At 57.0% G+C, this 26,916-nt stretch carries 27 protein-coding genes and 1 tRNA gene; 13 read left to right on the top strand and 15 right to left on the bottom strand.

The window, feature by feature from the left end; genetic code table 11:
* The 8 genes from VJ956_RS15635 to VJ956_RS15600 all read right to left on the bottom strand — a co-directional run.
* Window positions 1–599: hypothetical protein (locus VJ956_RS15635; RefSeq protein WP_324085968.1), on the bottom strand; the 599-nt coding region annotated here is incomplete at its 3' end.
* Entirely contained in the window at window positions 596–1,117 is a 522-nt protein-coding gene (locus VJ956_RS15630; RefSeq protein WP_324085967.1) for a DUF2878 domain-containing protein, read from the bottom strand. The genes VJ956_RS15635 and VJ956_RS15630, both read right to left, overlap by 4 nt.
* Complete coding sequence (locus VJ956_RS15625; protein WP_324085966.1) at window positions 1,114–2,397, bottom strand: cyclopropane-fatty-acyl-phospholipid synthase family protein; 1,284 nt, start codon at window positions 2,395–2,397, stop codon at window positions 1,114–1,116. The genes VJ956_RS15630 and VJ956_RS15625 overlap by 4 nt, the downstream gene beginning before the upstream one ends.
* Complete coding sequence (locus VJ956_RS15620) at window positions 2,385–3,296, bottom strand: DUF1365 domain-containing protein (protein WP_324085971.1); 912 nt, start codon at window positions 3,294–3,296, stop codon at window positions 2,385–2,387. Before VJ956_RS15620 ends, VJ956_RS15625 begins: the two co-directional genes overlap by 13 nt.
* A 41-nt stretch (window positions 3,297–3,337) precedes the next feature.
* Window positions 3,338–4,603, bottom strand: a complete 1,266-nt coding sequence (locus VJ956_RS15615) for an NAD(P)/FAD-dependent oxidoreductase (protein WP_324085965.1) — start codon at window positions 4,601–4,603, stop codon at window positions 3,338–3,340.
* Between the two features lie 66 nt (window positions 4,604–4,669).
* A complete protein-coding gene (locus tag VJ956_RS15610; RefSeq protein WP_324085964.1) occupies window positions 4,670–5,449 on the bottom strand; it encodes an SDR family NAD(P)-dependent oxidoreductase in 780 nt (259 codons plus the stop codon).
* The gene (locus VJ956_RS15605) at window positions 5,446–5,913 is read right to left on the bottom strand and encodes a nuclear transport factor 2 family protein (RefSeq protein WP_324085963.1); all 468 of its coding nucleotides are present in this window, start codon (window positions 5,911–5,913) and stop codon (window positions 5,446–5,448) included. The genes VJ956_RS15610 and VJ956_RS15605 overlap by 4 nt, the downstream gene beginning before the upstream one ends.
* On the bottom strand, window positions 5,913–6,866 hold the full coding sequence (locus VJ956_RS15600; RefSeq protein WP_324085970.1) for an acyl-CoA desaturase: 954 nt from the start codon (window positions 6,864–6,866) through the stop codon (window positions 5,913–5,915). The genes VJ956_RS15605 and VJ956_RS15600 overlap by 1 nt, the downstream gene beginning before the upstream one ends.
* 117 nt (window positions 6,867–6,983) lie before the next feature.
* Between VJ956_RS15600 and VJ956_RS15595 the strand changes: the two genes are divergently transcribed.
* Complete coding sequence (locus VJ956_RS15595; protein WP_324085962.1) at window positions 6,984–8,006, top strand: NAD(P)/FAD-dependent oxidoreductase; 1,023 nt, start codon at window positions 6,984–6,986, stop codon at window positions 8,004–8,006.
* A gap of 124 nt (window positions 8,007–8,130) precedes the next feature.
* On the opposite strand, the gene VJ956_RS15590 is transcribed toward VJ956_RS15595, so the two are convergent.
* On the bottom strand, window positions 8,131–9,594 hold the full coding sequence (locus tag VJ956_RS15590) for a phosphohydrolase (RefSeq protein WP_324085961.1): 1,464 nt from the start codon (window positions 9,592–9,594) through the stop codon (window positions 8,131–8,133).
* A gap of 112 nt (window positions 9,595–9,706) precedes the next feature.
* Between VJ956_RS15590 and VJ956_RS15585 the strand changes: the two genes are divergently transcribed.
* From VJ956_RS15585 to VJ956_RS15560, 6 genes are all read left to right on the top strand, one after another.
* Entirely contained in the window at window positions 9,707–10,909 is a 1,203-nt protein-coding gene (locus tag VJ956_RS15585; protein WP_324085960.1) for a PP2C family protein-serine/threonine phosphatase, read from the top strand.
* Between the two features lie 20 nt (window positions 10,910–10,929).
* Window positions 10,930–11,421: an STAS domain-containing protein gene (locus VJ956_RS15580; protein ID WP_324085959.1), complete on the top strand. Its 492-nt coding sequence runs from the start codon at window positions 10,930–10,932 to the stop codon at window positions 11,419–11,421.
* Window positions 11,422–11,455: 34 nt separating this feature from the next.
* Window positions 11,456–12,523, top strand: coding sequence for an NAD(P)H-dependent glycerol-3-phosphate dehydrogenase (locus VJ956_RS15575; RefSeq protein ID WP_324085958.1), 1,068 nt, complete (start codon window positions 11,456–11,458; stop codon window positions 12,521–12,523).
* 24 nt (window positions 12,524–12,547) lie between these two features.
* Entirely contained in the window at window positions 12,548–12,997 is a 450-nt protein-coding gene (locus tag VJ956_RS15570; RefSeq protein ID WP_324085957.1) for a SixA phosphatase family protein, read from the top strand.
* A 14-nt stretch (window positions 12,998–13,011) separates the two neighbouring features.
* On the top strand, window positions 13,012–13,569 hold the full coding sequence (locus VJ956_RS15565) for a DUF1285 domain-containing protein (protein ID WP_324085956.1): 558 nt from the start codon (window positions 13,012–13,014) through the stop codon (window positions 13,567–13,569).
* Between the two features lie 211 nt (window positions 13,570–13,780).
* A complete protein-coding gene (locus VJ956_RS15560; RefSeq protein ID WP_324085955.1) occupies window positions 13,781–14,242 on the top strand; it encodes a peptidylprolyl isomerase in 462 nt (153 codons plus the stop codon).
* A gap of 68 nt (window positions 14,243–14,310) precedes the next feature.
* On the opposite strand, the gene VJ956_RS15555 is transcribed toward VJ956_RS15560, so the two are convergent.
* Window positions 14,311–15,963, bottom strand: coding sequence for an electron transfer flavoprotein-ubiquinone oxidoreductase (locus tag VJ956_RS15555; protein ID WP_324085954.1), 1,653 nt, complete (start codon window positions 15,961–15,963; stop codon window positions 14,311–14,313).
* A gap of 343 nt (window positions 15,964–16,306) precedes the next feature.
* Here VJ956_RS15555 and VJ956_RS15550 point away from each other — a divergent pair, with 343 nt between their 5' ends.
* Window positions 16,307–17,056: an electron transfer flavoprotein subunit beta/FixA family protein gene (locus VJ956_RS15550; RefSeq protein ID WP_324085953.1), complete on the top strand. Its 750-nt coding sequence runs from the start codon at window positions 16,307–16,309 to the stop codon at window positions 17,054–17,056.
* The gene (locus tag VJ956_RS15545) at window positions 17,057–17,998 is read left to right on the top strand and encodes an electron transfer flavoprotein subunit alpha/FixB family protein (RefSeq protein ID WP_324085952.1); all 942 of its coding nucleotides are present in this window, start codon (window positions 17,057–17,059) and stop codon (window positions 17,996–17,998) included.
* A 59-nt stretch (window positions 17,999–18,057) separates the two neighbouring features.
* Here the strand turns inward: VJ956_RS15545 and VJ956_RS15540 are convergent, their stop codons facing one another.
* Window positions 18,058–18,378 (bottom strand): hypothetical protein, encoded by a 321-nt coding sequence (locus tag VJ956_RS15540; RefSeq protein WP_324085969.1) that lies wholly within the window; start codon window positions 18,376–18,378, stop codon window positions 18,058–18,060.
* Window positions 18,379–18,509: 131 nt separating this feature from the next.
* Here VJ956_RS15540 and VJ956_RS15535 point away from each other — a divergent pair, with 131 nt between their 5' ends.
* Both VJ956_RS15535 and VJ956_RS15530 read left to right on the top strand, forming a co-directional pair.
* Window positions 18,510–18,923, top strand: coding sequence for a hypothetical protein (locus tag VJ956_RS15535; protein WP_324085951.1), 414 nt, complete (start codon window positions 18,510–18,512; stop codon window positions 18,921–18,923).
* 34 nt (window positions 18,924–18,957) lie between these two features.
* Complete coding sequence (locus tag VJ956_RS15530; protein WP_324085950.1) at window positions 18,958–20,196, top strand: saccharopine dehydrogenase family protein; 1,239 nt, start codon at window positions 18,958–18,960, stop codon at window positions 20,194–20,196.
* Here the strand turns inward: VJ956_RS15530 and cydC are convergent.
* The 4 genes from cydC to VJ956_RS15510 are packed head-to-tail and all read right to left on the bottom strand — an operon-like array spanning window position 20,193 to window position 25,925.
* Entirely contained in the window at window positions 20,193–21,806 is a 1,614-nt protein-coding gene (cydC, locus tag VJ956_RS15525) for a thiol reductant ABC exporter subunit CydC (protein ID WP_324085949.1), read from the bottom strand. The genes VJ956_RS15530 and cydC overlap by 4 nt on opposite strands.
* Window positions 21,799–23,487 (bottom strand): thiol reductant ABC exporter subunit CydD, encoded by a 1,689-nt coding sequence (gene cydD, locus VJ956_RS15520; RefSeq protein WP_324085948.1) that lies wholly within the window; start codon window positions 23,485–23,487, stop codon window positions 21,799–21,801. The genes cydC and cydD overlap by 8 nt, the downstream gene beginning before the upstream one ends.
* A complete protein-coding gene (gene cydB / locus VJ956_RS15515) occupies window positions 23,488–24,489 on the bottom strand; it encodes a cytochrome d ubiquinol oxidase subunit II (RefSeq protein WP_324085947.1) in 1,002 nt (333 codons plus the stop codon).
* Between the two features lie 2 nt (window positions 24,490–24,491).
* Window positions 24,492–25,925: a cytochrome ubiquinol oxidase subunit I gene (locus VJ956_RS15510; RefSeq protein WP_324085946.1), complete on the bottom strand. Its 1,434-nt coding sequence runs from the start codon at window positions 25,923–25,925 to the stop codon at window positions 24,492–24,494.
* 183 nt (window positions 25,926–26,108) lie between these two features.
* Here VJ956_RS15510 and VJ956_RS15505 point away from each other — a divergent pair, with 183 nt between their 5' ends.
* Entirely contained in the window at window positions 26,109–26,732 is a 624-nt protein-coding gene (locus VJ956_RS15505; protein WP_324085945.1) for a class I SAM-dependent methyltransferase, read from the top strand.
* Window positions 26,733–26,828: 96 nt separating this feature from the next.
* Window positions 26,829–26,915, top strand: a tRNA-Leu gene (locus VJ956_RS15500).
* Window position 26,916 lies beyond the last annotated feature (1 nt).

Raw genomic sequence — 26,916 nt, 5'->3', positions numbered from 1 at the left:
ACCAGAAACCGCATCAGGGTACTTGAAGGCCGGATTCTGACCAGATGCTCAGCGTCAATACGACTGTCGCCCGTCGGCTCCAGCACAAACCCGTAATAGTCACCCCGTGTCGGTGCGACCATATTGAATCTGACCGATTTACCGTTTTTTATCACCTGCTGCCAGTTCTGGCGGACAAAATTGTCGAAGCCGGAGTCCGCGACCAGAGAAGGTTCTACTTCCAGACTGGCCCGCTCTGTCGAACCGGAAGGGGCCTGCCACAGGATCTCGAGAATCTCATCGTCACGGTTGGAAATCCTGATCACTTCCGAAAAATCCGGTTGTCTGAACTCGAGGCTCGGCCGTCGCACGGACTGCTGATAAGACAGTGTCTTGGTTGCAAAACTTTCCGCTTCCGACCGGAGGTATTCCACAGTATGTTCTTCGGGTGTGAACACTCCCGTTTCACAACTGCCTGAAATGCTGTGGATTTCCTGGTAGATGGTCGCTCCTCCGTCCACCGGTTTGGCTGTGCCGGTAAAACTGAGGTCACTGGCGAATGCCAGAGCAGGGGAGCTGAAAGCGAGAACTAAGGCGGCAAATGCCGTCAGCCTTTTCATTGCACAAGCTCCGGATAGAGGGTTTTACGGATGTAGAGCAATAGTGGAAACACTGCCAGCCAGCCCACTGCGAGGGCAGCCAGCGAAAAAGTCAGATCCGGCATTTCCACGGCGCCGAGCTTGCTGGCAGACCAGTAGGCAAAAGGGCCAGCTATGGGGGCACAGACAAAGGGGAGCCAGGGCCTGGCACTGATCCATGCAAGTGAGTGTGAGAGCGTGGTCGTGAATGCGGCCCAGAGACCCAGAATCCAGATCGGGGTTAGCTGAAAACCACTGACCCCGTTATCAAGTACACCGGTATTGAACCAGAGTCCGTCCAATAACCCGCCCAGCACCACGCCGGCGCCAATAAACTGAAGTTCGGCCCAGCGCGCCTGGCTGATGAAAATCAGATGAAAGCCAAGCAGCAGGATGACAGCGCCGACCGCTGCAAGTCCGGGATAGAGCACACAGGCAAACCATCCGGCCTGGAACAGCACAAAATTGATGACGTTACGAGCAGTCTGCGACCGGATCATAGGCCGGCAGTGCCAGCGCTTTTGTTGCCGGGTCGGGCGAAAACGATCTGGGAAACGCCAATCGCCCGCTCACTGAAACCGGCCTCGCAGTAGGCGAAATAGAACTGCCACAGACGCCGGAAAGCCTCATCGTAACCGGCACTGGCCAGGGCACCCCGGTTTGCCATGAAGCGGTCGCACCAGTCATGCAGGGTTCGTGCATAATGGAAACCGATGTCTTCAGCGTGGGTCATTACCAGATCCGAACCGGTTCTGACGGAGTTCAGAATGGCACCGAATGAGGGGATAAAGCTGCCGGGGAAGATGAAACGCTGGATAAAGTCCACGTTTTTCAGGGCCCGGTGGTAACGCTGCTCCGGCATGGTGATCGCCTGAACCAGGGCCAGCCCGGAGGGTTTGAGCAGACGTCCGATCTGGGCAAAATAGCTGTCCAGAAACTGTGGCCCGACCGCCTCGATCATTTCGATCGATACCAGCTTGTCAAACTTGCCTTCCAGGTCCCGGTAATCATCGAACAGCAGGGTAATGCGGTCTTCCAGGCCTTCGGACCTGACCCGCTCCCGTGCCAGCTCCAGCTGTTCCCGGGAAATGGTTGTGGTGGTCACCTGGCAGCCGTAGTGCTTGGCGGCGTGAATGGCAAAGCCACCCCAGCCGGTACCGATTTCAATCACCTCGTCTCCCGGCTGCAGATCAAGCTTGCGGCAGATGGTGTCGAGCTTGTGGACAGCCGCTTCATCCAGTGATGCCCCGGCGACGGGATAGATGGCCGAGGAATACATCATGGTGGGGTCCAGAAAAGTCGCGAACAGGTCATTGCCCAGATCGTAATGGGCATTGATGTTTTTTCTGGAACCCTCCCTGGTGTTGCGATTCAGCCAGTGCAGGCCCTTGAGCGCCGGTTTGGTGACCCAGCTGAAGCGGTCTTCAAACTGGTTCATCAGGTCAATGTTGCGGGTAAAAAACCGCAGCAGTGCGACCAGGTCCGGTGTTGACCAGTCGCCCGCAACATAGGCCTCGGCCGCGCCGATACTGCCGCCGGTCAGTAAATCATTCCAGGTGCTCTGGTTGTGAACAACCAGTTCTGCCGGCGGATAGCAATTATCGCCGTCGCCAAAGGTAAGGGTGACGTTGCCATCCCCGCGGCCGGTCTCACGTATGGTCAGGCTGCCCTGCCCAAGCCGGGCAAGTTGCTGGCAAACCAGCGATCTGGCGACACGGCTGGTGAGCGATCCGCGGCCGCTGTTGCCAGCGGTGTCAAACTGAGTATTCAGGTTCTCCATGAGCTTACCTTTCCAGTCATTCCGGTTTTTCCGGTGGTGTGGATTCCGCTGTCGGCCGGCGACACTACCTGGCCCGAGTCCTCTGAACCGCGACGGTAATCCGGGCTGTGTTCCGGAAGTTTGTCGGGGTGGGTGAAGAATTTTACGCCCTTGATTTTCAGCTTCAGCGCGTGCCAGTAGATACCGGCGGTAACCTTGAACGCTTCCAGCGGGAACTGCCTCAGACTTCGATGCAAGATCTTACGATCCAGCGGGCTACGCTGGACCACAAGGGTTGCATCAAATTGTTTCTGATCGCCCTGCAGTACATTCATGTGAACTCTCAGTTCCGGTCCACGGAAGCTGAAGGTCCAGCGATAGTGCTGATCCATCGGATTAAACGGGGAAACATGAAACCTTTTGCTGAACTCGAACCGTTCACTACGCCATTCCGACCCGGCGGGCGAATCAGAGCAGGGGCGCTGGGACTCAAGGCAGTAGGTGTGCCGCTCATGCCAGGGGGTATTGGTGATCTGGGCCAGGATGACCCGGGGAATTGCACCGCCGGCGGGCCGATCCCCCTGGTCATAGCAGAAGTAGAAACTGACCGGGTTGAATACATAGCCCAGATACCGGGGATGGGTAATCAGCTGGACCGCGCCGTCCGGCCGCCAACCGGTGGCCTGTTCCACCTGATCGGACACCGCCTGCAGCAGACTGGCGTTGTCAGGGTCCAGGTAATCTGCCCGCCTGAGCGACAGCCAGTTAAAACGTTCAAGTGAGAACAGTGGGCTGATCCGGGTCACCGAGTTCCATTCACGCAGATCCAGTGCCAGCATTCCGGTGTGGTAACAGAATTCATGGCTGACCGGCGTTTTGCGGCGATGACGTATGGTTCCTTCCAGCCATTCGCTGTGCAGACCGCAAGCCACACTGGCGTCACTTTGTACCGCCATCATCATTACAGCTCCACGCCAAAGGCTTTGGTAACACGCAGCGCACTGCAGACACCGTCTTCGTGGAAGCCATTGAACCAGTAGGCACCACAGAAATGACTGCGGTTCCTGCCGCCAATCTCGTCATACCGGTTCTGGGCGGCGACCGCCTCCAGGCTGAAGACGGGGTGAGCGTAATTGTACCGTTTGATGATCCTTGCCGGGTCGATGTCCCGGGCGCGGTTCAGTGTCACGCAGAAAGTATCTTCGGAACTGTGGAAGTTCTGCAGAATATTCATGTTGTAGGTTACCGACACCGGTTCCGTGCTGTGGCCCGGAATAAAGTAGTTCCACGCCGCCCAGGCACGGCGGTTTGATGGCAGCACCGAGCTGTCGGTATGCAGCACCACATCATTACTCTGGAACGGGATGGCACCCAGAATTTCTTTCTCGGCACCGGTGGCATCCCGGATCATCCGCAGGGTCTGGTCGCTATGGCATGCAAATACCACCTGGTCAAACCGTTGCTGCTCGCCATTGACCTCGACGGTCACCCCGTCGGCATCGCGGGTGACCCCGGATACCGGACTGGAAAGATGGGTCCTGTCACCAAGCCGTTCCATCATTGCAGTGACGTAGGTCGCCGATCCACCGGATATCACCCGCCAGGTGGGACGATGGTCGACGGACAACATGCCATGATTGTTGAAAAACTGCAGAAAGAACCGGATCGGGAACTGTTCCAGAACAAGTTCAGGGGCCGACCAGATAGCCGCACCCATGGGCACGATGTAGTAATTCCGGAAATAGCGGGAGTAGAGATTACGGTTCAGGTACTCGCCCAGGGTTTCATCGTCGTCGATCGATCCGGAAGCCAGATCCTCACGGGATTCCCTGTTAAATCGCAGAATCTCGCGGATCATTCGGAGGAAAGGCAGATTCAGGACATTGGACCGCTGCGCGAACAGGGTATTGAGATTCGTGCCGTTGTACTGAAGGCCTGAAGATTGGCAGTCAACACTGAAACTCATGTCGCTCACTTCAGACTGAACCCCGAGGCGGTCCATCAGTTTGATGAAATTGGGATAGGTCCAGTCGTTAAACACGATAAAACCGGTGTTTACCGGCCACTCCCTGCCACCCGCGGTCACTTTCTCGGTGTTGGTGTGGCCGCCGGCATAATCACCTGCCTCGAACAACTCGACATCATGGTGTTCGGCCAGCAGCCAGGCAGTGGTGAGACCGGATACGCCCGCACCAATGACGGCAATACGCTGACGGGATTTGCTCATTCTCTGTTCCTTGCAGATGTGCTGACTGTAAAGGGTGCGTTCATGACTGTCGGTTCGCCGGAAGCCTCAGCCGTTCTTCCGGCTCATGCTGGCGGACATGCGGTCAATCAGCGTCTGGGGCAGGGCGCCCAGCAGTTTCAGACTCCAGGTAAAGCGCTTGGGGAAAACGATTTCCCGTTTGCCTTTCTGCAGACCTCTGACAATCCGGTCCGCGGCGTCTTCAGCGGTGACCAGAAACGGCATCGGAAAGTCGTTCTTATCGGTCAGTGGGGTCTTGACGAAGCCCGGTGATACCACCACCACATCAATGCCTTCTGCGGCCAGGTCAGCGCGCAAAGCCTGGGCAAAGTATGTCAGTGCGGCTTTGGAGGCGCCATAGCCTTCGGCCCGACCGAATGGAAACCACCAGGCTGAGGAGCTCACTATCACCACCGTGGCCTGCTTGCCTTTGTTTATGGTCCGGCGCAGCGCAGGCAGGGCAATATCCAGGCTGCGGGCGGTGCCGACCACGTTGGTGGTGAGGTTTTTTTCAATCACCTCACTGTCGTATTCACTGATATCCAGGTATTCACAGGTACCGGCATTGAGCACGGCCATATTCAGGTCGCCGTTACTTTCCAGCGTATCGGCAATGGCGGCGAGGTCTTCGCGGCTGGTGGTATCGGCCCGCGCTGTGGTGACGCTTTCGCCACCGAATTGCTGGAGTTCGTCAAGCGCTTCCTGTCGGCGCCCGGTCACGACCAGGTGGTGTCCCTGCTCGATAAGGGCTTTGGTCAACGCTTCGCCGATTCCGGAGCTGGCGCCGGTTACCCAGATGTTCGAGGTGCTCTGGAGGCGTTGACTCATCCTGCCTGACTCCTTATCCAGCGAATGGCTTTGCCCAGAACTGGCAGATTCTCATACAGTAACTGCCCCACATCAAAATAGTCCCGATGACTGGTAACCTTGCCACCATGAATGGCGATCTGGCTGATGCCATCCACGTTGACCTCGTGGCCATTTCGAATGCTCTTGTGCCGCAGGCGCATGACCCAGGGTACACACACATCCCGGCCATTGATGACCGGGTCGCCAAAGTCAAAATTGCAGGAAATGACGTTTGCGTAGGCGCCTGCGAAATACCTTGTAAGCTCTTCAATTCCCTCGACGGTCGCGAAGGGATCCTGAAACCGGATATCATCGCTGTAGATCTTGCGTATATCGTCAAGATTACCGGCGGAGAGATTGTTGAACAGTTTCTGGAACTGCGAGAGCGTCGTGGTGACAGAGCCGTTTGCTTTGCCCATCTCAATCACTGAAGCTGTACTCATTATCGCTGCCTCTTCATTTTATCCAGTTGGCGGGCTTCCTCCATGATATGCCCCGGGATCGGGTTCATTGCCCAGATGATGCCGAGCTTCGACAGCACCCAGAGCCCGTACCATGTGATATCGATCTCGTACCAGCGAAAGCCCTGCCGGACTGACCGGGGCCAGCGGTGGTGGTTGTTATGCCAGCCTTCACCCAGAGTGATCAGCGCGAGCCAGCCGTTGTTGCGGCTGTCGTCGCCGGTATCGAATCTGCGCTTGCCCCAGACGTGGGACAGCGAATTGATTGACACCGTGGCGTGGAAAAGTGCCACTGTTGAGATAAAGAACCCCCAGACCAGAAGCTGTAAGCCATTGGTACCAAGCTGTGGCGCAGTCGCCGCCAGGATTTCACCCAGACCGTAAATGCCGACGGCGGCGAAAGCAGGTACCAGCGAGTCGAACCGGTTCAGAAACCTGAGTTCCGGGAACCGCATCCAGTCCTTGACCCGTCGTTCATCCATTGCAAAACCGGCATCACAGGTGAACCATCCGATGTGGGACCACCAGAAGCCACCCTGGTGAGGCGAGTGAAGATCTTTTTCATCGTCGGAATGCTGATGATGGTGACGATGATGAGCGGCCCACCAGAGCGGCCCACGCTGCGCGGCGCTTGCCCCCAGCAGCCCGAACAGAAACTGGACGGGCCGGCTGGTCCGGAATGTTTTGTGAGCAAAATAGCGATGGTAAAACCCGGTGATTGCGAACATCCTGACGAAAAAAAAGGCCGCAGCGAACCCAACGGCGAAAATGCTTGTACCTGTTACAAAAACCAGCAGGCACGCCAGGTGCAGGGCAATGAATGGTAACACCCGCACAAAGTTGAATGCCCGGGAATTGGTGTCGAGGTGATCAGAACCTGCCTCCGAATCGACCCATCTAAGAATATTTGTCAGCCAGTCCTGCATTCGGGTCATACCCTGCTTGCCTTTTGATTCATGATTCATACCCGACAACCAATCGTTATTTTCTCACGTAACTGCTTGTCTGCCACTCTTACGTTTCCTCAACCAGATCTGGATGTATCGTGAACTATGATTAATAAATCTGATACTTCAAATATACGTTCTGTCGCCATTATCGGTTCAGGGCTGGCAGGCCTGACTGCAGCACGGTTGCTTTATAACCAGGGAATTGACGCCACGGTTTTCGAGAAAAGCCGTGGGCCCGGCGGCAGGCTGGCGTCCAAAAGGGTCAGTGGTGGTTCGGCTGATATGGGCGCCCAGTATTTTACTATCCGTAATCCGGCATTTCTAAGCTTTCTGGAGCAGTATGCCGGCACCGGGACGTTTGCGCCCTGGCAGGGACAGTTCGGCTACCAGCTGGGGCCTGATCACTGGGAGGCGTTTCCGGACGAACAGCGTTACGTCGGCGTTCCGCGAATGACGGCGTTCAGCCGGGCGCTTTCTGCAGATGTCAATCTTGTTGCCAGGACACGGATAGCCCGCCTCGACGGGAACCATGACGGACGCAGTCTGGTGACCGCCGAAGGCCAGAGGACCGGACCTTTTGACGCGGTCGTCATTACCGCCCCACCGGCCCAGGCCCGCGATCTGCTGCGTGCTAGCGGGTTGACCGACCTCGCCGCGGAACTGGATGACGCCGTTCGCCACGTCCAGCCGTGCTGGGCCGTTGCGGCTCATTTTACTTCAGTGCCGTTTGCGCGGTATGTCGGCATGCGCGTGAAGAGCAATATCCTCAGTTGGGTGGCTAACAACAGTAGCAAACCCGGCCGGGATGACGACGGCCAGTGGTGGGTTCTGCATGCCACGTCGGAGTGGTCTCAGGCCAATGTGGACGGGCCTGCGAAGCAGGTTGCCGGTAAAATGATCCGTGAATTCCAGGCGGTGACCGGAACAGACCTGGTACCTTGCGACCTGGTGACCCACCGCTGGCTGTACGCCAAATCCTCGGACCCGGCTATGCCCGTTTATCACTGGTTTGCAGATGAACGCATCGGGCTCGCTGGTGACTGGCTCAGTGGCGGCCGGGTGGAGGGTGCCTTTGACAGTGCCAGCGCGCTTGTTCAGGCCATTACCGAGGTCCCCGCCTATTGATGAGCTGGAAAGTAGGCGGACACGTCCATTCAGGACACGCCGTGAATACATCCATGTAGGCTCGGATGCAGCATCCCTGCTGCATACGTTCCTGAATGGACGTGTCCGCCTACTTCCTTTCAGCCTACCCCGGCGCCATTTCAGGCGGTGTGTAGAAGTGGGTTATGGTGCCATCATTGAATTTGCTGAAAAACGCACTCACCTCGGTAATCTTTTTCAGGGACCTTGAACGGTCAATCGGATCCTTGACCAGTACCTTGATGCCGTTGAAGTTGTCCTGAATATTGGAAAACCGGGCGCGCATGGAGCAGGTGACCACTCGCGCCGGGTCCAGCTGCAGTTCCCGGGCCAGCCATTGACTGTGGGCGGCTATGCCTTCGGCACTCAGATCTTCGCGGGTATCCAGATGGTTCAGCTTCAGCCGGTCAACAATGCAGCGGGAATAACTGGACGGATTGTTGCGGGATACCCTGCGGAACGCTTCCCAGAAAAAACTGTCGGTCAGTTCGGCAAAATATTGCATGTCACTCAGGCAGGTATCGACCCATTCAAACGCCTCCGGGTCGTCCAGCACTTCGTTGATCGCCTCGCGCAGCAGCCAGTCAAAACCGAGCGCGGTTTTGTGGGCATAGACTTTCCGGTACATCTGATGCCGGCTGTAAACGAAATCTTCCAGAGCGCCCAGGCCTTTCTGGGTAATGGCCAGCCCCAGCCACGGCTCCTGGACATCCCAGCCAAAGCGAAGGTTACTTAAAAGGTGATCAAGGTTGAAGCCGCCGATGGTTACCGAGGAATGAAAACCGTCCCGCAGCATGTAATCCGCGCGGTCAGCGTCAATTTCACCGGAGACAATGGACGATAACAGGTCCATCACCAGCCTGGGGGTATCCGATCTGCTCAGTACTCCGGATTCTGCGTCCTGGCCGGCAATAAAATTCCAGAAGGTGCGCGCGTGCTGGCAAAAGGTCTCGCTGGGCTGGACGTCGGTAGTCTCCATAATGCCGATCACATCCCGGGCGTCCAGCCCTGCGTCTTCCATAGCGACGGCAGACAGCACATCGTGAGCAACCCTGACCGAATAGTGTTCATGTTCAAGTTCTTCCGGTTCTGCACGGTGGTAGAGCCGGTAATCCGCATCTTTCCAGAGTTCTTCAAAGCGCCCGCGGCGGGCCATGAGTTCGTGGATTCGTCGCGCCTGGGTAAACTGATGGGAAAAGCTGGAGTGTCCGCTGTCATGAAGCAGGCAGCCAAGGCGGATGATTTTGGCCAGGTAGTCGATGGCATCCAGTTGGCTCAGGCTCAGATCGTTGCGGCTGCTGAGCTTGCGTTCCCGCAGGTAGGCATCAATCATTGAGCGGAACATCCGGGTGCCCACATACATCACGCCAATGCTGTGCAGAAACCGGGAATGGGTCGCGCCGGGAAACACCAGGCTCAGAATGTCGTTCTGACAGATATTGCGCAGGCGCTGGAAAAGAGGGTGATCAATGACCTGGATTTCGTGCCGGTAAAGCGGAATGCCGCCATGAACCGGGTCCATAATCAGCTTGTCGTAGGCACCAAGCAGGTCATTGACTGCACTTCGCATGCTCTGTTGCTCCCAAATTCGGTAAAGATGCCTTGTTATATCACAGCGGCATGCCAGAATAGGAAACAGACCGCCGAATTTACTTTTATCACTGGCAGTTCAGGGCAGAACCATGGCATCGCGCACCGAGCGCATTCTGATCATTGATTCAGACGAGCAGGCCCGTGCAGAGCTGGGCCGTTACCTGAGCGCCCGCGGCTTCTATGTGACCGGTTACCCGGACCTTGCCTCCTCCCGTTCCCTGTTTGACGATCAACCGCCCGATATCATTTTTGCCGATATCCCCCCGGTTGCCATTGGCGAACTGGCCGGGAGTCTCGAAGACGCCGGCTTTTTTGCTCCCATCGTCGCTATCTACGCCACCCGGAAAGCCACCGATATCGTCGAAGCCATGCGCGCCGGTGCCGCCGATGTCGTGCTCAAGCCCTGCTCGGACGATCGTGGTGCTCTGGACGACGTGATCGGCAAGCTGTTCGACCGGGTTCGGGTCAATCGCCTGAATCATCTGTATCGCCAGGAGCTGGAAGAGGCCAACCGCGATCTTCGTGATGGCATTTCGGAGCTCAGGGCCGACCAGAACGCGGGCCGCAAGGTTCAGCTCAAAATGCTGCCGGATCGTGAACAGGTGATGACAGGGCTGACCATTGACTACCTTATCAAACCGTCGCTCTATCTCAGCGGCGACTTCCTGGACTACTTCCCGCTCTCCGACGACAAGGTGCTGGTTTACATCGCCGATGTGTCGGGCCATGGCGCCAGCTCGGCGTTTGTCACTGTGCTGCTGAAAAATCTCACTAACCGTCTGCAGCGCAATCTCCGGCGCGGGTCCAGTAGCGATATTCTGCACCCGGATCAGTTTCTGGAACGTATCAACAGCGAATTGCTGGACACCGGGTTGGGCAAACATGTCACGGTTTTTGTCGGAATCATTACGGTTTCAGAGCGTAAATTGCGGTATTCCGTAGGCGCCCATTTCCCGATGCCGATTCTTTCCTTCGCCAGCGGTGACACCCGGTTTCTGGAAGGGTCCGGCCTGCCGGTAGGGCTTTTCGACAAACCCGAATGGGAACTCTATGAGGTTTCTCTGGCCGAACCCTTCAACCTGATTCTTTTCTCCGACGGAATTCTCGAAGTTATTCGGGAAAAAGGGCTGGATGAAAAGGAACGCAGACTACTTGAAGTCGTATCTGGAGGCGGTCACACTACCGAGGCTTTAAGCGAGGCTCTGAATCTGGACAAGATCACAGAGTTACCTGACGACATTGCTATCGTATCAGTGACGGATACAAAAGCGGTCACTGATGGGGCAGCATAGATATAGTGGCAGTGAACTCAATGGCTGGTTATAAAATCCTGCAGGCAGAACAACAGGGCATCTACGTCCTCAAGTTCATTGGGGAAATCCGGCTGAACCTGTGTTCAACGCTGGATCACCTGGTTGATACCATCACCCAGGATCCGGACTTCAAAACCGTGGTTGTTGATCTTACCGAAACCGAGATCATTGACAGCACGACGCTGGGCCTGCTTGCCAAGATTGCCATGGCTGCCCAGAAGCGCAGTCAGTTTCTGCCCACGCTCATTTCCACCAATCCCGATATCACCCGCATTGCCACCTCGATGGGATTTCACAAGATTTTTATCATTGTGAAGGAACCTGCCTCCCGTATTGAAGAGCTTGAAGAAATACCCGTTCTCAAGGCCAGTGAACAGGAAGTCCGCGACAAGGTTCTCGAAGCGCATCGGGTGCTGATGGGAATGAACAGCCGCAATCGCGAAGAGTTCAAGAATCTGGTGCGGGCCCTGGAATGTGAAGAGCCGGGCTGAAAGTCCGGACCACAACCCATTGAAGGGAAGAACTATGCCTCAGAACAAACATGCCAAACCGCAAATACCGGGATCCAGCGGTCAGCATGTCGCTGTACTGGGTGGTGGCAGCTTCGGCACGGCCATGACCAAGGTGCTGGCGGAAAACGGCCACATTGTTCATTTCTGGATGCGTGACCAGCGCCAGGCTGACGAGGTTCGCGATACCGGCTGCAACAGTCGCTACATGCCCGATATCAAGCTTAATGGCGATATCAGACCGACCACAGATCTCGAAGAGGCGGTCGGCAATGCCAGTACGGTTCTGGTCGCCATACCCAGCAAGGCTTTTCGCGCCGTAATCCGCGAAAACTGTCAGGCATTCCGCGAGCGCCAGATCGTTGTCAGCCTCACCAAGGGCATCGAAGAGCATGGCTTCAAGCTGATGAGTGAAATTCTGGTTGAGGAAATTCCCCGTTGCCGGATCGGCGTGCTTGGCGGACCAAACCTTGCCGGCGAGATTGTCAGTCGTGACCTGACCGCCACAACCATCGCGGCCAAGGATCCGGATGTGCGCCGAGAGTTGCAGGAATTACTGGGCTGCGAGTATTTCCGGGTTTACGCCAATGTGGATGTGTACGGCGTGGAGCTGGCCGGTGCCCTGAAGAATATCTACGCCATTATTGCCGGCCTGGCATCGGCCAGGGGGCTTGGTGAAAATGCCAAAGCCATGCTGATCACCCGTGGCCTGGCGGAAATGAGCCGCTTTGCCGTCAGCCTTGGCGCCAATCCGATGACTTTTATGGGTCTCGCCGGGGTGGGCGACCTGATCGTCACCTGCACCTCATCAAAGAGTCGGAATTACCGGGTCGGCTTTGCCATGGGCAAGGGCAAAGCGCTGGACGATGCGGTGGCAGAAGTGGGGCAGGTGGCTGAGGGCATCTACACGCTCAAGCTGGTCAAGGAAAAATCCGAGGCAATAGGCATATATATGCCACTGGTTCGCGGTCTTTACGAAATCATGTACGACAACGCCTCCATCAGTGCTGTCATTAGCAGCCTGATGATGTCGGTGCAGAACTCGGATGTCGAATTTATCCTGCCCCGAACGATCTCTTATTGAGTCCTGCTCCAACCTGGAGGTGCGGTGAAACTGATCATAATGCGGCACGGTGAGGCCGGATATCACTCCCAGGACCGCAAGCGGGAACTGACCGAACACGGTCGCCAGTCGGTGGCAGACGTGGCAGCCAAGATTGCTGAATCGCCCTGGCGACCGGCAGTCATGTGGTGCAGCCCACTTGTCCGGGCCCGCCAGACCGCCGCGATCGCTTCTGAAATCCTGAATTGTCCGGTTATTGAAAAAGATTTTATTACCCCCGATGATGATCCGGGCCAGAGTCTGGATGCTCTCCTTGAGGTAGCCGACTCGCCGCTGATGATTGTTTCTCACATGCCTTTGGCAGGAAGCCTGGCGACTCTGTTTGTAGACGGCCACCGCAATGGCATTCCACTGATGACGGCGCATGCCGTTGTGCTGGACATGCCGGTCGTGGGTCCCGGCTGTGCAGATCTGAAAGCCCAGTTCCTACCGTAGCGGGATGATTGCCCATGAGTCAGAAACCTGAAGCCATTGCCGACCAGATCAAAGCCGGGACCGGGGCGAAATCAAAGCCACCGCTGGACCTCTGGCATCCGGAACTATCCGGGGATATCGATATTGTGGTGAACCGCAAGGGACAATGGCTTCATGAAGGCAAACCCATTGCCCGGGAGGCGATCGTTCGGCTGTTTTCCACGATTCTGCGCAGGGAGGAAGACGGACACTACTACCTGGTAACGCCGGTGGAGAAATGGCGCATACAGGTCGAGGATACTCCATTGCTCGCCCACAGCCTGACTGTGCAAGGTCAGGGTGAACAGCAGGCCCTGTCAGTAACAACCAGCGTTGGCGAAGTGCTGCCGATTGACGAGGATCATCCGCTGTCGGTCGGTACCTACACGGAAACGGGAGAACCCAGGCCAGTGATACGGCTTCCCCACGGGCTGGAGGCGCGACTGGTAACGTCTGCCTATTACGAACTGGTGGATCTGGTGGCAACGGATGGCGCCGGTCCGGACGCCCCTACCGGGGTCTGGAGTCATGGAAATTTCTATCAGATTTCCTGATACGGTTGAAAACATTGGGCCCGACCCCATCAACTGACAGTAGAAAACGCAGGATGACACTTGTTAGACTGTGATTTCACACTTGTTACCGAGCCTGGCTCTCTAACGAGGCCCGGCGGTCGTAAGTTCCTCTGTGCAGTCCGGCTGTTCATGATCTTTCCGATTGCCCATACATTCATTAAACAGTCATTGCGACACGCAAGGAGATCACATGGCCCAACCTCGTGTTGTCACCATCCATTACACGCTCACAAACGATCAGGGAGAAGAGCTGGACTCCTCCCGTGTCGAAGGTCGCGAGCCTCTGTCCTATCTGGAAGGCGCACAGAACATTATCGGTGGACTTGAAAACGCTCTGAATGAAAAATCCTCAGGCGATCAGGTGAAAGTGTCCGTCGAGCCTGCCGAAGGCTACGGAGAAGTGAATGAAGAGCTTGTTCAGCCGGTTCCGCTTTCTGCTTTCGAGGGTGTCGAAACCATTGAGCCAGGCATGCAGTTCCAGGCACAGACACCGGGCGGCCCCCAGGTCGTTCGCGTGGTGGAAGTTGGCGATGAAACGGTAACAATCGATGCTAACCACCCGCTGGCGGGTCAGACTCTGCATTTCGACGTAGAAGTAGTGGACGCCCGTGACGCAACTGACGAAGAGCAGGAGCACGGTCACGCTCACTAGAGGCTTTTTGTCAGCGCAAAAAAACGGCCCTTTCGAGGGCCGTTTTTTTGTTTGCCGCTCATAGCCGGCTACATATTCGGGTAATTGGGACCGCCGCCACCTTCGGGTGTCACCCAGGTAATATTCTGGGCCGGGTCCTTGATATCGCAGGTCTTGCAGTGGACACAGTTCTGCGCGTTGATCTGGAATTTCAGGCCGGCACCCTCATCCTTCTCAACCACCTCGTACACCCCGGCCGGACAGTAGCGCTGGGCAGGCTCGTTGAATCTGGGCAGATTTTGCTCAAGCGGAATCGTCGGATCGGTCAGTTTCAGGTGGACCGGCTGGTCTTCCTCGTGGTTGGTGTTTGAAATAAACACCGAGGACAGGCGATCAAAGGTCAGTTTGTTATCCGGACGCGGATACTCGATCTTGTGGGTCTTCTCCGCCAGCTTCAGGGTTGCATGATCCGGAACTGTGTCATGGAAGGTGAACGGCAGGCTTCTGCGCAGAACGTTCTGTTCGATGAAGGCAATTGCACCACCGACAAAGTTTCCGAACTTGTGCATGGCGGGACTGAAGTTGCGCTCTTTGTATAGCTCTTCATAGAGCCAGCTATCCCTGAACCGATCTTCAAAGCTGGCGATTTCCTCGCCGGCCTTGCCTTCATTCAGTGCTTCAAACACAGCCTCTGCACCGAGAATGCCGGACTTCATGGCGGTGTGAGAGCCCTTGATCTTGGAACCGTTCAGGGTGCCCGCGTCGCAACCGAGCAGCAGGCCGCCCGGAAAGGTCATCTTCGGCAGGGAATTGAAACCACCTTTGGTGATCGCCCGTGCGCCATAGGAGACGCGCTTGCCACCTTCCAGATGCTTTTTTATTTCCGGATGAGTCTTCAGGCGCTGGAATTCCTCGAACGGACTCAGGTGCGGGTTGCTGTAGGACAGATCGGTGATCAGGCCCACATAAACCTGCCCGTTTTCAAGGTGATACAGGAACGAACCGCCAGTGGAGCCACTTTCCTTCAGTGGCCAGCCAGTGGTGTGTAACACCAGTCCGGGCTCATGTTTGGCGGGATCGATATCCCAAAGTTCTTTGATGCCGATTCCGTAGTGTTGCGGGTCTTTGCCTTCGTCCAGTTTGAAATCACTGATCAGGCGCTTGCCAAGATGGCCATGGCAGCCCTCGGTAAAGAGGGTGTACTTTGCGCGCAGTTCCATTCCCGGCATGTAGCTGTCTTTTTCGGACCCGTCACGGGCAACACCCATATCGCCAGTGATGATGCCCCTGACCTGGCCGTCCTCAACAATGGTCTCGGACGCCGCAAAGCCCGGGTAGACTTCAACACCCAGTTCCTCGGCCTGCTCCGCCAGCCAGCGGCAGAGATTACCAAGGCTGATAATGTAGTTACCGTGGTTATGCATGTTCCTGGGAACAAAGGCATTGGGGATCTTCGTGGCGTTGTCCTGATTCTTCAGCAGATAGATATCGTCACGGGTGACCGGCGTAATCAGTGGCGCACCCTTTTCTTTCCAGTCCGGAAACAGTTCGTTGAGGGCAGTAGGTTCGAAGACCGTACCTGCCAGAATATGGGCGCCGACCTCGGAACCTTTTTCCACCAAGCAGACGTTCAGTTCCTGCTCGGATTCCTGCGCCATTTGCATGATGCGGCAGGCTGCCGAAAGGCCCGCTGGCCCGCCGCCGACGATCAGAACATCAAATTCCATCGATTCGCGTTCCACGTTGGTCTCCTCAGATATTTTCTCTTTAGTGAGCACCGTCAGGCACTTCTCCGATATTTTCGCTGCGCTGTATGATAGCGATTTTTCAGGCTATAAACGACTGCTTCTGCCTGAAAGCGCTCAACTTGTGTTCCCCAGAGGATAGCGCAAATGAAAGTTCAAACAAACGTTTGTTTGAACTTTCGCCCAGGCTTTGGCATGGTTGGCTCAGCAGCAGGTATACGGTTGTTCTATTGACCCCGCTGACCATTGTGGGCAGTATTATGACGCCCTGTCCGACAGCTGCTCGTTCGCGTGAATGCTGTCTTCAAAAGTAAACTCATCGTACAAGAACGAGGAATCTATGAAGGTTCTGGTCGCCGTAAAACGAGTGATAGATTACAACGTAAAGGTTCGAGTCAAGCCGGACAACACCGGCGTGGACCTTGCAAACGTCAAAATGGCAATGAACCCTTTCTGTGAAATCGCGGTTGAAGAAGCGGTTCGTCTGAAAGAGAAGGGCGTCGCCGCTGAAATTGTCGTGGTCACCATTGGCCCCAAGGCCTCTCAGGAACAGATCCGTACGGCGCTGGCCCTGGGCGCGGACCGCGGTATCCACATCGAGACCGATGCAGAGGTTCAGTCTCTTGAGGCGGCCAAGCTGCTGAAAAGCGTGGTCGAGAAGGAACAGCCCAGGCTGGTTATCCTCGGCAAGCAGTCCATCGATTCCGACAATAACCAGACCGGCCAGATGCTGGCAGCACTGACCGGTATGGGGCAGGGCACCTTTGCGTCGGAAGTTGTGGTTGAGGGTGACAAGGTAACGGTGACCCGGGAAATCGACGGCGGCCTGATGACCGTGGGCCTGAAGCTGCCGGCCGTGATAACCACGGACCTGCGTCTCAACGAACCGCGTTACGCTTCACTGCCGAATATCATGAAGGCTAAGAAGAAGCCTGTTGAAAATATGTCCCCGGCAGATCTTGGCGTTGAGGTTACATCGCGCCTGACCACCCTGAAAGTCGAAACTCCGGCTTCCCGTAAGGCTGGTATCAAGGTAGCGGACGTAGCTGAGCTGGTCGACAAACTGAAGAACGAAGCGAAGGTGATCTGAATGAGCATCCTTGTAATTGCTGATCATGACAACAACAAACTCACGCCATCAACGCTGAATGTAGTCGCGGCGGCCACAGCAATTGGTGGCGACATCGATATCCTGATCTCCGGTGAGAACTGCGGCACTGTCGCTGAGGCGGCTGCCACGGTGGCGGGCGTCAATAAGGTACTGGTAGCGGATAACCCCGTTTACGGCCACTCACTGGCGGAAAACCTGTCAGAACTGGTTGCTGAAGTGGGTAAGGGCTACAGTCACATCCTTGCCTCTGCAGGCACCACCGGCAAGGATTTCATGCCGCGTGTCGCTGCACTGCTGGATGTTGCCCAGGTGTCTGACATCATGCGCGTGGAATCGGAGGATACCTTTGTTCGCCCGATTTACGCCGGCAATGCGATCGCCACTGTCAAGGCCAACGACAGCATCAAGGTCATCACCGTGCGCCCGACGGGTTTTGATCCGGTTGCAGCCGAAGGCGGCTCCGCTGCCGTTGAAGCTCTTGATATCGTCAAGGATGCCGGGCTTTCCGAGTTTATTAATGAAGAGCTGGCGAAGTCTGACCGTCCTGACCTGTCCGGCGCAGACATCGTTGTGTCCGGTGGTCGTGGCATGCAGAACGGCGAGAACTTCAGGATGCTTGAAGCGGTTGCCGACCAGTTGGGCGCGGCCATGGGTGCATCCCGCGCCGCAGTCGACGCTGGCTTCGTACCCAACGACATGCAGGTCGGTCAGACCGGCAAGATTGTCGCACCACAACTCTACATTGCCGTTGGCATCTCCGGTGCAATCCAGCACCTGGCAGGCATGGGCGATTCAAAAGTGATTGCCGCAATCAACAAGGACGAAGACGCGCCTATTTTCCAGGTTGCCGATTACGGCCTGGTAGCGGATCTCTTTGAGGCGGTACCGCAGCTTGAAGAAGAGCTGAAAAAGGTTCTCTGACCACAAGAGCATTGGGCAAAGACACCTCCGGGTGTCTTGCTCTGCTACCAGAGGGAGCTTCAGCGGTATTCGAGTTGAATGGTGACAGGGATTTTTCGACCTTTCATCTCTTTCTCTAATTCCTTCATAACCCCCTGATATGCAAGTTTTATTACCACTTCGGGCAGTTTATCTGCGAGTACTCTGGCGGAGCGGGATTCCCGTCGGGCAAGGGCAATCGGATCCAGCACCTGCAGTGTAAGCAGGGGCTCGGGATCGCGGGTCTGGTCCGGGCCCTGGCTTGCTTGCCGGGCCCGCGCGACAAATGCTCTGTGCTCGCGAACTTGCCACAACAGCCAGGCGCTGGTCGTACAGAGAATCACGCTCAGTGAGAACAGCATAGTAATCAATGGTAAACCTCCGTAAAGGATAATCTGTTTGGCAAACAGTGTGTCCGATCTTGCGGCCGGAGCGATTGACCGCGGCGACGTCAGAAATTAACTTACAGGGAAATTTGTAGAAGGAAAACGACATGATCTGGTTAAAGGCATTTATCAGCGGCTTGCTCGCCACACTTATATTTCATCAGGGTCTGTTTGCCGTATTTTACATGACCGGCATCGTTGGCTCTGCACCGTTCAATTTAACCCCGGTGCCGCCTTTTGGCGTTCCTGCCGTGCTGTCGCTGGCGTTCTTCGGTGGGCTTTGGGGTATATTGCTGTGGTTATTGCTGGGCAGGCTCGACAGACTCGCTTTCTGGCTCGGAAATATCATTGCCGGAGCCATTGGACCCACTGCCGTTGCCATGCTGGTGGTGTTCCCGCTGAAAGGCATCGAGGTTTCGGTACAGACCTGGACCGGCGGCCTGATGCTGAATGGTTTCTGGGGCCTTGGTGTCGCTCTGTTTATGGTGTTGATGGGCGCAAAATCTTCCAGCAAAGCCTGAAATCATTAAAGCATTCCACCAAAAAGGATCCCGAATGAATAAACCAACGGAAACCACCTATGACATAGTGGTATTCGGTGCGACAAGTTTTGTTGGCCAGATACTCACCGACTATTTGCTGCAAGCCTATGGTGCCGGCAAAGACCTGAAGTGGGCGGTCGCCGGGCGTTCCCGGAGCAAGCTGGATGCGCTGAAAACGGATCTTGGCGAGGCGGCTGCCGGTTTGCCTGTGATCATTGCGGATGCTTCCGACGAAGCCGCATTACAGGCGATGTGTGACCAGACCCGCGTCGTTATTTCCACCGTGGGGCCATACGCCCTGTTCGGCGAGCCGCTGGTCAAGGTATGCGCAGAAACCGGCACGGATTACTGTGACCTGACTGGCGAAGTCCAGTGGATTCGCAAGATGATCGAGAAATACGAAGACACGGCCAGGGCCTCCGGGGCACGTATCGTTCATTGTTGCGGCTTTGACTCCATTCCGTCAGACATGGGCGTGTGGTTTCTGCAGCAGCAGGCCGAGGGTACCTTCGGTGTACCCTGCCAGGATGTCCGCATGCGTGTGAAAGCGGCCAAGGGCGAGTTCTCTGGCGGTACTGTGGCCAGTCTGGTCAACGCCGTGAAGGAGGCTGCGGCCGACCCTGCGCTGCGTAAGCAAATGGCCAATCCGTTCTCCCTCAGCCCGGCCGGACATCGTTCCCGGGCCCGTCAGCCGAACCTGAAAGGCGCCGAATACGATAAAGAGCTGGGCGTTTGGCTGGCCCCGTTCGTGATGAGTGCGATCAATAACCGCGTCGTTCACCGCTCCAATGCTCTGCAGGATGCGCGCTATGGCAAGGAATTCACCTACGATGAAGCGGTGATGACCGGGCGTGGTTTACAGGGCCGTCTGACCGCCTATGCCATTATCGGCGCATTGGCTGGCTTCCTGGCGGCTTCCGCCTTCCGGCCAAGCCGTTGGGTGGTAGAGAAATTTGTGCCGAAAGCGGGCGAGGGTCCGAGTCCCGAAGTCCAGGAAAAGGGCTATTATGATCTGCGTTTTGTCGGCAAGACTGAAGATGGCAAAACCATGAGAACCAAAGTGGTCGGCAAGGGGGATCCGGGTTATGGATCAACGAGCAGGATGCTGGGTGAAGCGGGTGTGTGCCTGGCATTCGATGTGGCTGAAATGCCGGGCGGTATCTGGACGCCGGCTTCCCTGATGGGAACCCATCTGTTTGACCGTCTGACCGCTAAGGCGGGGCTGAGCTTCGAGGTACTTGAAACCGGCTAAACGTCAAGATGTATTATGCGGTCGGTGCCCGGCAGGGCATCCGGCCGGTGTGCCAGACTGATCACTGTTTTTCCCGTCAGTATACTCTCCATTGCCTGCGTAATCCGGCTCCGGATTACCGAATCCAGCCCGGTAAAAGGCTCATCAAGAATCACCAGCGGTGCAGGGTTCAGTAGTACCCGGGCCAGCACAACCCGCCGGGCTTCACCACCGGACAGCCGGTTTCCTGCGCTGCCGAGCCAGGTATCGAGCTGGTCGGGCTCGCTGGCAAAACGTTCTGCGAGCTCCATCAGTTCAAGCATGCGCCAGAGTTCAATATCAGCAGCGTCAGGTTTGCCAAGTAACAGGTTGGCTTTAAGGGTGTCTTCGAACACCACCGTTTTCTGGGTCAGGTATACCGTGTGTTGGCACGCCAGCTTGCCATGGGCCGGGAGCAGGCCGGCGAAAGTGTCGGCCAGGGAGGACTTGCCACTGCCGGAATAACCGACAATACCAACCCGCTCACCGGTTTTTACCTCAAGTTCAAAGTGGCTGAAAAGTGGCGCGCAACCGGGATGTTTTACCATGATGTTTTCGCACACAAGTGCGGTGCCCGGCGGCAGCTCCGCGCTGATCAAATCGCCCGCTGGCTGATCTGGCCGGCAGTTCCGGTTCAGACGCCCGGCAGAGCCGATGGTGGCACCCAGCTTGCCGAAGGCATCCGGAAGTGCCGCATAGGCCTCTGCGAGCCCGAGCAATGCCACAGGTATCAATACCAGCACCGGTCCGGACAAAGCGCCCGCCTGAAACATGGCAAAACCGGTCCACAAGGCAACGACCGCTGAAAGATTGACCAGAAGCTGGGTACCGGCAAGATGCCAGCCGACCCGGGAATCCGCTGTTGCCTGGTCTGCGTTCAGGCGTCTGGCCTGGCGCATCAGCAGTGCGGCGTGCTTGCCGATGCGGCCTGCGGCCGTGAGTTCCGCGAAACCCTCGATATGTTCAACAACCCCGGTTCGCAGGGCCTCCAGTTTCTCGCTTTGACGGCCGGCAAGCCGTCTTGTCCTCAGCAGGACGCCCACTGTCGCGATGAGCAGTGCCAGCGCCAGGATCAGGCCGACCAACAGGGCCGTCAGGAGGTCAAACAACAGTGCAGTCAGCAATATCACCAGCAGGGTAACGGCAAAGGCAATGGCGGTGGGCGCGATCAATCGCAGGTATAAAGTATCAAGTGCATCGACATCGTTGGTGAGCCTGGAAAGCCACTGGGCGCCGGTAAGTTCGTTGCGGTGAAGTCTGGTGGCCCGGGACAGATTGCGGAATAGCGTGACCCGGATGTCGGTGAGCAGGCGCAACACCGTGTCATGGTTATAAACCCGCTCCAGATACCGGAACACGGTGCGGGCCAGGGCAAAGAACCGGATCAGCCCGCCCGGCACGTACAGGTTGATGGTCGCAGCAATCCCGGCGGCCAGCAGCAGACCAACCAAGGCTGTTTCGGTGATAAACCAGCCGGCAACCGCGAGCAGGGCGATGCCCGATATCAGCGTGGCAAAAACCAGTAAGCCTCCGGTTATTAGCCTGCCCGGACGCCGAAAGATGAGCTTGAGCCAGGGCCTGAGATCACCCATTCCGCACCTCCCCGCCGGACACAAGCAGCACCCGGTTAGCCAGTGTCAGCAGGGCCTGGTGATGGGTCGAGAAAATCAGGGTTTTACCAGCCAGGGCCAGCTTGTGCAGAGCTTCAAGAACAAAGATTTCACTATCGGTATCCAGGCCTGCCGTGGGTTCATCCAGCAGGATCAGGTGGTAATCTGCCAGGAATATCCGGGCCAGGCTCAAGCGCCGGGCCTGGCCGCCGGAAAGCCCCTGGCCGTCTTCCGACACAGGGCTGTGGATCCCATCCCGGCGATTCTGCAACAGATAACCCAGGCCGACATTCTGGAGCGCTGTTTCGATGGCGATGTCGGAAGCATCCGGCGTGGTCAGGCGCAGATTATCAGCCCAGGTGCCGTGCACCAGAAAGCCTTTCTGCCCCAGCCAGCCGAACCGGAAGCTGCCAGGTGCCCGACCAAACACCTGAATTCGACCGGTGTCCGGCGTGATAAATCCAGCCAGCAGATGCAACAGGGTGGACTTGCCACCGCCGGAAGGTCCGGTCAGGGCGATAACTTCGCCCTGGCGAATTACCAGAGACAGATCCGTCAGCGCCGGATGGCCGACCCGGAAAGACTTTGACACCGATTCCAGTTCAATGAGGTCCTGCGCAGCGGTAATTTCCTGCAATTCGGCCGATGGAACGCGGGCCACCGGGCTGCTCAGGCGTTCAAGAATTTCCGCGCCAGCACCCAATGCCGAGGCCCGATCGTGATAGTGCTGGGAAAGCGTCCGCAGCGGCTGAAAAAACTCGGGGGCGAGCAACAGAATCAGCAGCCCGGAAAACAGCGTTAGCTCATCAGCCGGTCCATAACTGATGTAGCCCAGCAAGCCAAACCCGATGTAGATGGCGATCACGGCAATGGCAACAGACGCAAAGAACTCCAGCACGGCGGAGGAAAGAAAGGCCACCCGCAGGGTTTTCATGGTGAATTCCCGGTAACGCTCCGAGCGCTCGCGGATAAGCTCCGCAGCCCGGGCCGTCTGGCCAAACAGTTGCAGGGTTGTCAGCCCCCGGACCTTGTCCAGAAACTGCCCGGAGAGCCGGCTGATGGTCTCGAAATGCTGTTGGTTAAGCTTTTCCGCACCCATGCCAACCAGGGCCATGAATAGCGGAATCAGGGGGGCGGACAGCACCAGGAAAATCGCCGCCAGCCAGTCCAGCCAGAACACCACCGCAAGAACAAGCAGGGGCACTATCAGTGCCAGAATGATCTGCGGCAGAAAGCGGGCAAAATAGCCGTGCAGAGCCTCGACATGATCCAGCCACTCCCGGGTCAGTGTTCCGGCGGAGGATTTGCCCAGCTCAACCGCGCCTGTGGCCTGCCAGTGGTTATGGATCTGCCGCCGCGCATCGCGGCGAGCCTGCTCGCTGCAGCGGGCGGCAAATCGACTCTGGAAGCCCTGACCAACAGCCCTTACCACCATGGCGATGACCAGACCGATGAACAGGGGGGTCAGTTCCGGGACCGGAATCTCATCGATCACGCCAAGGTGGACAATCCGGGCGAGTAGAACCATCTGAACAATCGTGGCGAGCCCGGCAACCGTGCCCGCGGCGGCCGTTGCCTTTATCCACAAGCGGCTGCCACGGGCCAGTTCCGTAAGCCATTTTTTAACGGCTTGCGGACCATTTACAGCTGGCGACTCGGGCACTCAGTGGTAACCTTCGCCAGCGCGGACCTTGCCCCGGAATATCCAGTAGGTCCAGGCGGTGTAGGCCAGCACAACAGGGATAACGAACACCAGCCCCACCAGCAGGAACATCTGGGACTCATAGGCGGAGGCGGCTTCCCAGAGCGTGTATTCCGGCGGAACCACGTAGGGCCAGCGGCTGACCACCAGGCCAAGGTAAGTGGTTATGAACAGTCCCATGGTGGCGGCGAACGGCATCCCTTCTGTCCGGTTACGAACCGACCGGAAGATCTGGAACGCACAGAGCAGCGTCAGTACTGGCAGAATCCAGATTATCGAAAGACTGGAAAACCATCGCGCCCGGATCATGTCGTCCACAAATGGTGTCCACACACTGATAATGGCGAATACTACCAACACCGCAGCCAGCAGTGGGAGAGTGATTCTGTAAGCCCACTCCTGCAACCGCCCCTCGGTTTTCAGAATCAGCCAGGTCGACCCCAGCAGAGCATAGCCGGCAAACAGGCCAAGGCCTGTGAGCACAGTGAACGGCGTCAGCCAGTCCAGGGCGCCGCCCACATAAACCCCGCCGGCGGTCTCAAAGCCCTGGATATAGGCACCAACCACTGCGCCCTGGGCAACGGCGGCGACTGCAGAGCCACCGGCAAAGGACCAGTTCCAGAGATAGCGTGAACTGCGGGCCTTGAACCGGAACTCGAACGCCACACCCCGAAAGATCAGGCCGGTCAACAGCAGGAACACGCCAATATAGAGTGCCGGCAGGAGGATGGAATACACCAGCGGGAAAGCCGCCAACAGGCCAGCGCCGCCAAGCACCAGCCAGGTTTCGTTGCCATCCCAGACCGGAGCGACGGAATTCATCATGGTGTCGCGGCTTTCCTCGTCGGGAGCAAACGGGAAAAGAATGCCAACCCCCAGGTCGAATCCGTCCATCAGCACATACATGATGATGCCGAAACCGATAATGAATGCCCAGATAAGGGGCAGATCGAACAGTTCCATAATCAGTGACCTCCCTGGCTCGTCGGTTTACCTTGATGGCGGTTGCCATCGATTTCAAACGGCACATGGGCGGCTGAGAACGGTCGCTTGGGCCGCTCGGCGTCGTGCTCGTTTTCTTCCTGCTGGTCTTCAAGTCCTACATACAGCACCCGCATCAGATAATAAACGCCTGCGGAGAACACCAGTGCGTAAACGACGATGTAGCCGATCAGGGTGAACAGCGCCATGCCGCCGGACAGCGACGGAGTCACTGCCTCAGCCTGGGTCATCAGGCCCTGAACCAGCCAGGGTGCGCGCCCCACCTCGGTTACAAACCAGCCCGCAAGAACCGCAAAAAACGGCGCGATGCTCATGAATCTAAGCCCCTGCAGGAACCAGGTGTTGCGGGCGTAGCGGCCACCGGGCCGCAGCAACAAGCCAGCCAGCGCGAACAGAATCATCAGCATACCCAGCGCGACCATCACCCGGAACGACCAGAACACAATGGCCACCGGGGGTTGCTCCTCCGCCGGTACGGCATCAAGACCCGGCACCTCGCCATCCCATTCGTGAGTCAGGATCAGGCTCGCCAGGCCGGGGATGCCAATTTCAAAGTGATTGGTCTGGTTTTCCTGATCGGGAATCGCAAACAGCAGCAGAGGTACATTCCGCGAGGTTTCCCAGTTGCCCTCCATTGCCGCTACCTTGGTGGGCTGATGCTCCAGCGTATTCAGGCCATGAAAATCCCCCACCACCAGCTGCGCCGGAGCAATAATCAGTAACAGCCAAAGGCACATGGACAGAGCCTTGCGATTGGCCTCCATTTCCCGCCCGTTCAGCAGATACCAGGCGCTTACCCCGGCGACTACAAACCCGCCGGTCAGGAAGGACGCCAGCCCCATGTGGGTGAACCGGTACCAGAAGGACGGGTTGAAGATCGCCTCGCTCCAGGAGGTCACATAGAACACCCCATCCCGGAGTTCGGTGCCGGCGGGTGTCTGCATCCAGCTGTTGGCGGAGAGAATCCAGAACGACGAAATAAAAGTGCCGAGGGCAACCATAAGGGCCGCAAACAGATGAACTCCGGGGGGCACCTTGTCGCGCCCAAACAACAGCACACCAAGGAACGCCGCTTCCAGGAAGAAGGCCGTGATTACCTCATAACTCAGTATGGGACCAAGGAAGTTCGCTGAGGCCTGGGCAAAGTTGCTCCAGTTAGTGCCGAACTGGAACGACATCACAATGCCGGAGACGACCCCCATGCCGAAAACCACGGCAAATACTTTGGTCCAGAACGCGGAAAGCTTCACCCACACCTGATTCCGGGTTTTGAAAGCCAGGCCTTCGAGTACTGCAATGTAGGAAGCAAGGCCGATGGTAAAAACCGGAAAGATGGCGTGAAACGACACCACAAACGCAAACTGGATTCGCGACAGGAAAAGGGGATCTAGTTCCATGGGAACCCTCCGGTAATATCTGTATAACAATAAACGGGGCCAGCAAGCCCGTTCAGCCGCTGCCTTAGCTCATATTGTTATGTTGTTATTACCGGCAGTTACCGAACATGCTACCAAACAAGGCGACAAGACCGATAGGGCCGATTGTCGCACCCCTTACCCAGCACAAGTATGGTGATGTCTATGAGCTTTTACGAGGACCGGATACTTCCCCACATCATAGACCGGGCCTGTTCCATGGGCCAGATCATGAAACTGCGCGGCCAGATAGTGCCCCACGCCAAAGGCCGGGTACTGGAAGTGGGCATGGGCTCTGCCATCAATATGGAGTTCTACGATGCCGGCCAGGTCGAGATGGTCTATGGCCTTGAGCCTTCCGACGGCATGCGCCGCCGGGCGCAACCCAATCTCGCCAGATCCCCCATCCCGGTGCAGTGGCTGGACCTGCCAGGCGAACGGATTCCGCTGGCAGACGGGTCCGTGGACACGGTTCTGCTCACCTTTACCCTGTGCACCATCCCTGACTGGAACACCGCGCTCCGACATATGTGGCGGGTACTCAGACCCGGCGGTGAACTGTTGTTTCTGGAGCATGGCGAATCACCCCGCGACAGTGTCCGGAAGTGGCAGCACCGGATCACCCCCGGCTGGAAAAAGCTCGCAGGCGGCTGCCACCTGAACCGGAATATAGCCGACCTGATCCGTCATGCCGGTTTTGAGATTGTGGAACTGGAGAACCTTTATGTTCCCAGAGCGCCGAAAATTGCCGGCTACATCTACAAGGGAAGGGCACGCAAGCCGGCCTGATGCAGAGTCAGGGGGACGACAATCGTGATTGCGTTGCTCTCAATTGCGTTATCAGGCAGGTCCTTATACAATCCCGCCCGTCAAATCCCCGCCTGTGCCCGGGTGGTGAAATTGGTAGACACTACGGACTTAAAATCCGTTGACCGTTAGGTCGTGCCGGTTCAAGTCCGGCCCCGGGCACCAT

This window comes from Marinobacter sp. (assembly GCF_035268745.1).
Classification (GTDB): Bacteria; Pseudomonadota; Gammaproteobacteria; order Pseudomonadales; family Oleiphilaceae; genus Marinobacter.
This window is presented reverse-complemented; position numbering and strand designations above follow the sequence as displayed.

Bases quoted from the DNA above. Each gene is read 5' to 3' on its own strand.
- VJ956_RS15630 (WP_324085967.1), bottom strand. From the start codon at position 1,117: ATGATCCGGTCGCAGACTGCTCGTAACGTCATCAATTTTGTGCTGTTC.
- VJ956_RS15625 (WP_324085966.1), bottom strand. From the start codon at position 2,397: ATGGAGAACCTGAATACTCAGTTTGACACCGCTGGCAACAGCGGCCGC.
- VJ956_RS15615 (WP_324085965.1), bottom strand. From the start codon at position 4,603: ATGAGCAAATCCCGTCAGCGTATTGCCGTCATTGGTGCGGGCGTATCC.
- VJ956_RS15610 (WP_324085964.1), bottom strand. From the start codon at position 5,449: ATGAGTCAACGCCTCCAGAGCACCTCGAACATCTGGGTAACCGGCGCC.
- VJ956_RS15605 (WP_324085963.1), bottom strand. From the start codon at position 5,913: ATGAGTACAGCTTCAGTGATTGAGATGGGCAAAGCAAACGGCTCTGTC.
- VJ956_RS15600 (WP_324085970.1), bottom strand. From the start codon at position 6,866: ATGACCCGAATGCAGGACTGGCTGACAAATATTCTTAGATGGGTCGAT.
- VJ956_RS15595 (WP_324085962.1), top strand. From the start codon at position 6,984: ATGATTAATAAATCTGATACTTCAAATATACGTTCTGTCGCCATTATC.
- VJ956_RS15590 (WP_324085961.1), bottom strand. From the start codon at position 9,594: ATGCGAAGTGCAGTCAATGACCTGCTTGGTGCCTACGACAAGCTGATT.
- VJ956_RS15585 (WP_324085960.1), top strand. From the start codon at position 9,707: ATGGCATCGCGCACCGAGCGCATTCTGATCATTGATTCAGACGAGCAG.
- VJ956_RS15580 (WP_324085959.1), top strand. From the start codon at position 10,930: ATGGCTGGTTATAAAATCCTGCAGGCAGAACAACAGGGCATCTACGTC.
- VJ956_RS15575 (WP_324085958.1), top strand. From the start codon at position 11,456: ATGCCTCAGAACAAACATGCCAAACCGCAAATACCGGGATCCAGCGGT.
- VJ956_RS15565 (WP_324085956.1), top strand. From the start codon at position 13,012: ATGAGTCAGAAACCTGAAGCCATTGCCGACCAGATCAAAGCCGGGACC.
- VJ956_RS15560 (WP_324085955.1), top strand. From the start codon at position 13,781: ATGGCCCAACCTCGTGTTGTCACCATCCATTACACGCTCACAAACGAT.
- VJ956_RS15550 (WP_324085953.1), top strand. From the start codon at position 16,307: ATGAAGGTTCTGGTCGCCGTAAAACGAGTGATAGATTACAACGTAAAG.
- VJ956_RS15545 (WP_324085952.1), top strand. From the start codon at position 17,057: ATGAGCATCCTTGTAATTGCTGATCATGACAACAACAAACTCACGCCA.
- VJ956_RS15540 (WP_324085969.1), bottom strand. From the start codon at position 18,378: ATGCTGTTCTCACTGAGCGTGATTCTCTGTACGACCAGCGCCTGGCTG.
- VJ956_RS15535 (WP_324085951.1), top strand. From the start codon at position 18,510: ATGATCTGGTTAAAGGCATTTATCAGCGGCTTGCTCGCCACACTTATA.
- VJ956_RS15530 (WP_324085950.1), top strand. From the start codon at position 18,958: ATGAATAAACCAACGGAAACCACCTATGACATAGTGGTATTCGGTGCG.
- cydC (WP_324085949.1), bottom strand. From the start codon at position 21,806: ATGGGTGATCTCAGGCCCTGGCTCAAGCTCATCTTTCGGCGTCCGGGC.
- cydB (WP_324085947.1), bottom strand. From the start codon at position 24,489: ATGGAACTGTTCGATCTGCCCCTTATCTGGGCATTCATTATCGGTTTC.
- VJ956_RS15510 (WP_324085946.1), bottom strand. From the start codon at position 25,925: ATGGAACTAGATCCCCTTTTCCTGTCGCGAATCCAGTTTGCGTTTGTG.
- VJ956_RS15505 (WP_324085945.1), top strand. From the start codon at position 26,109: ATGAGCTTTTACGAGGACCGGATACTTCCCCACATCATAGACCGGGCC.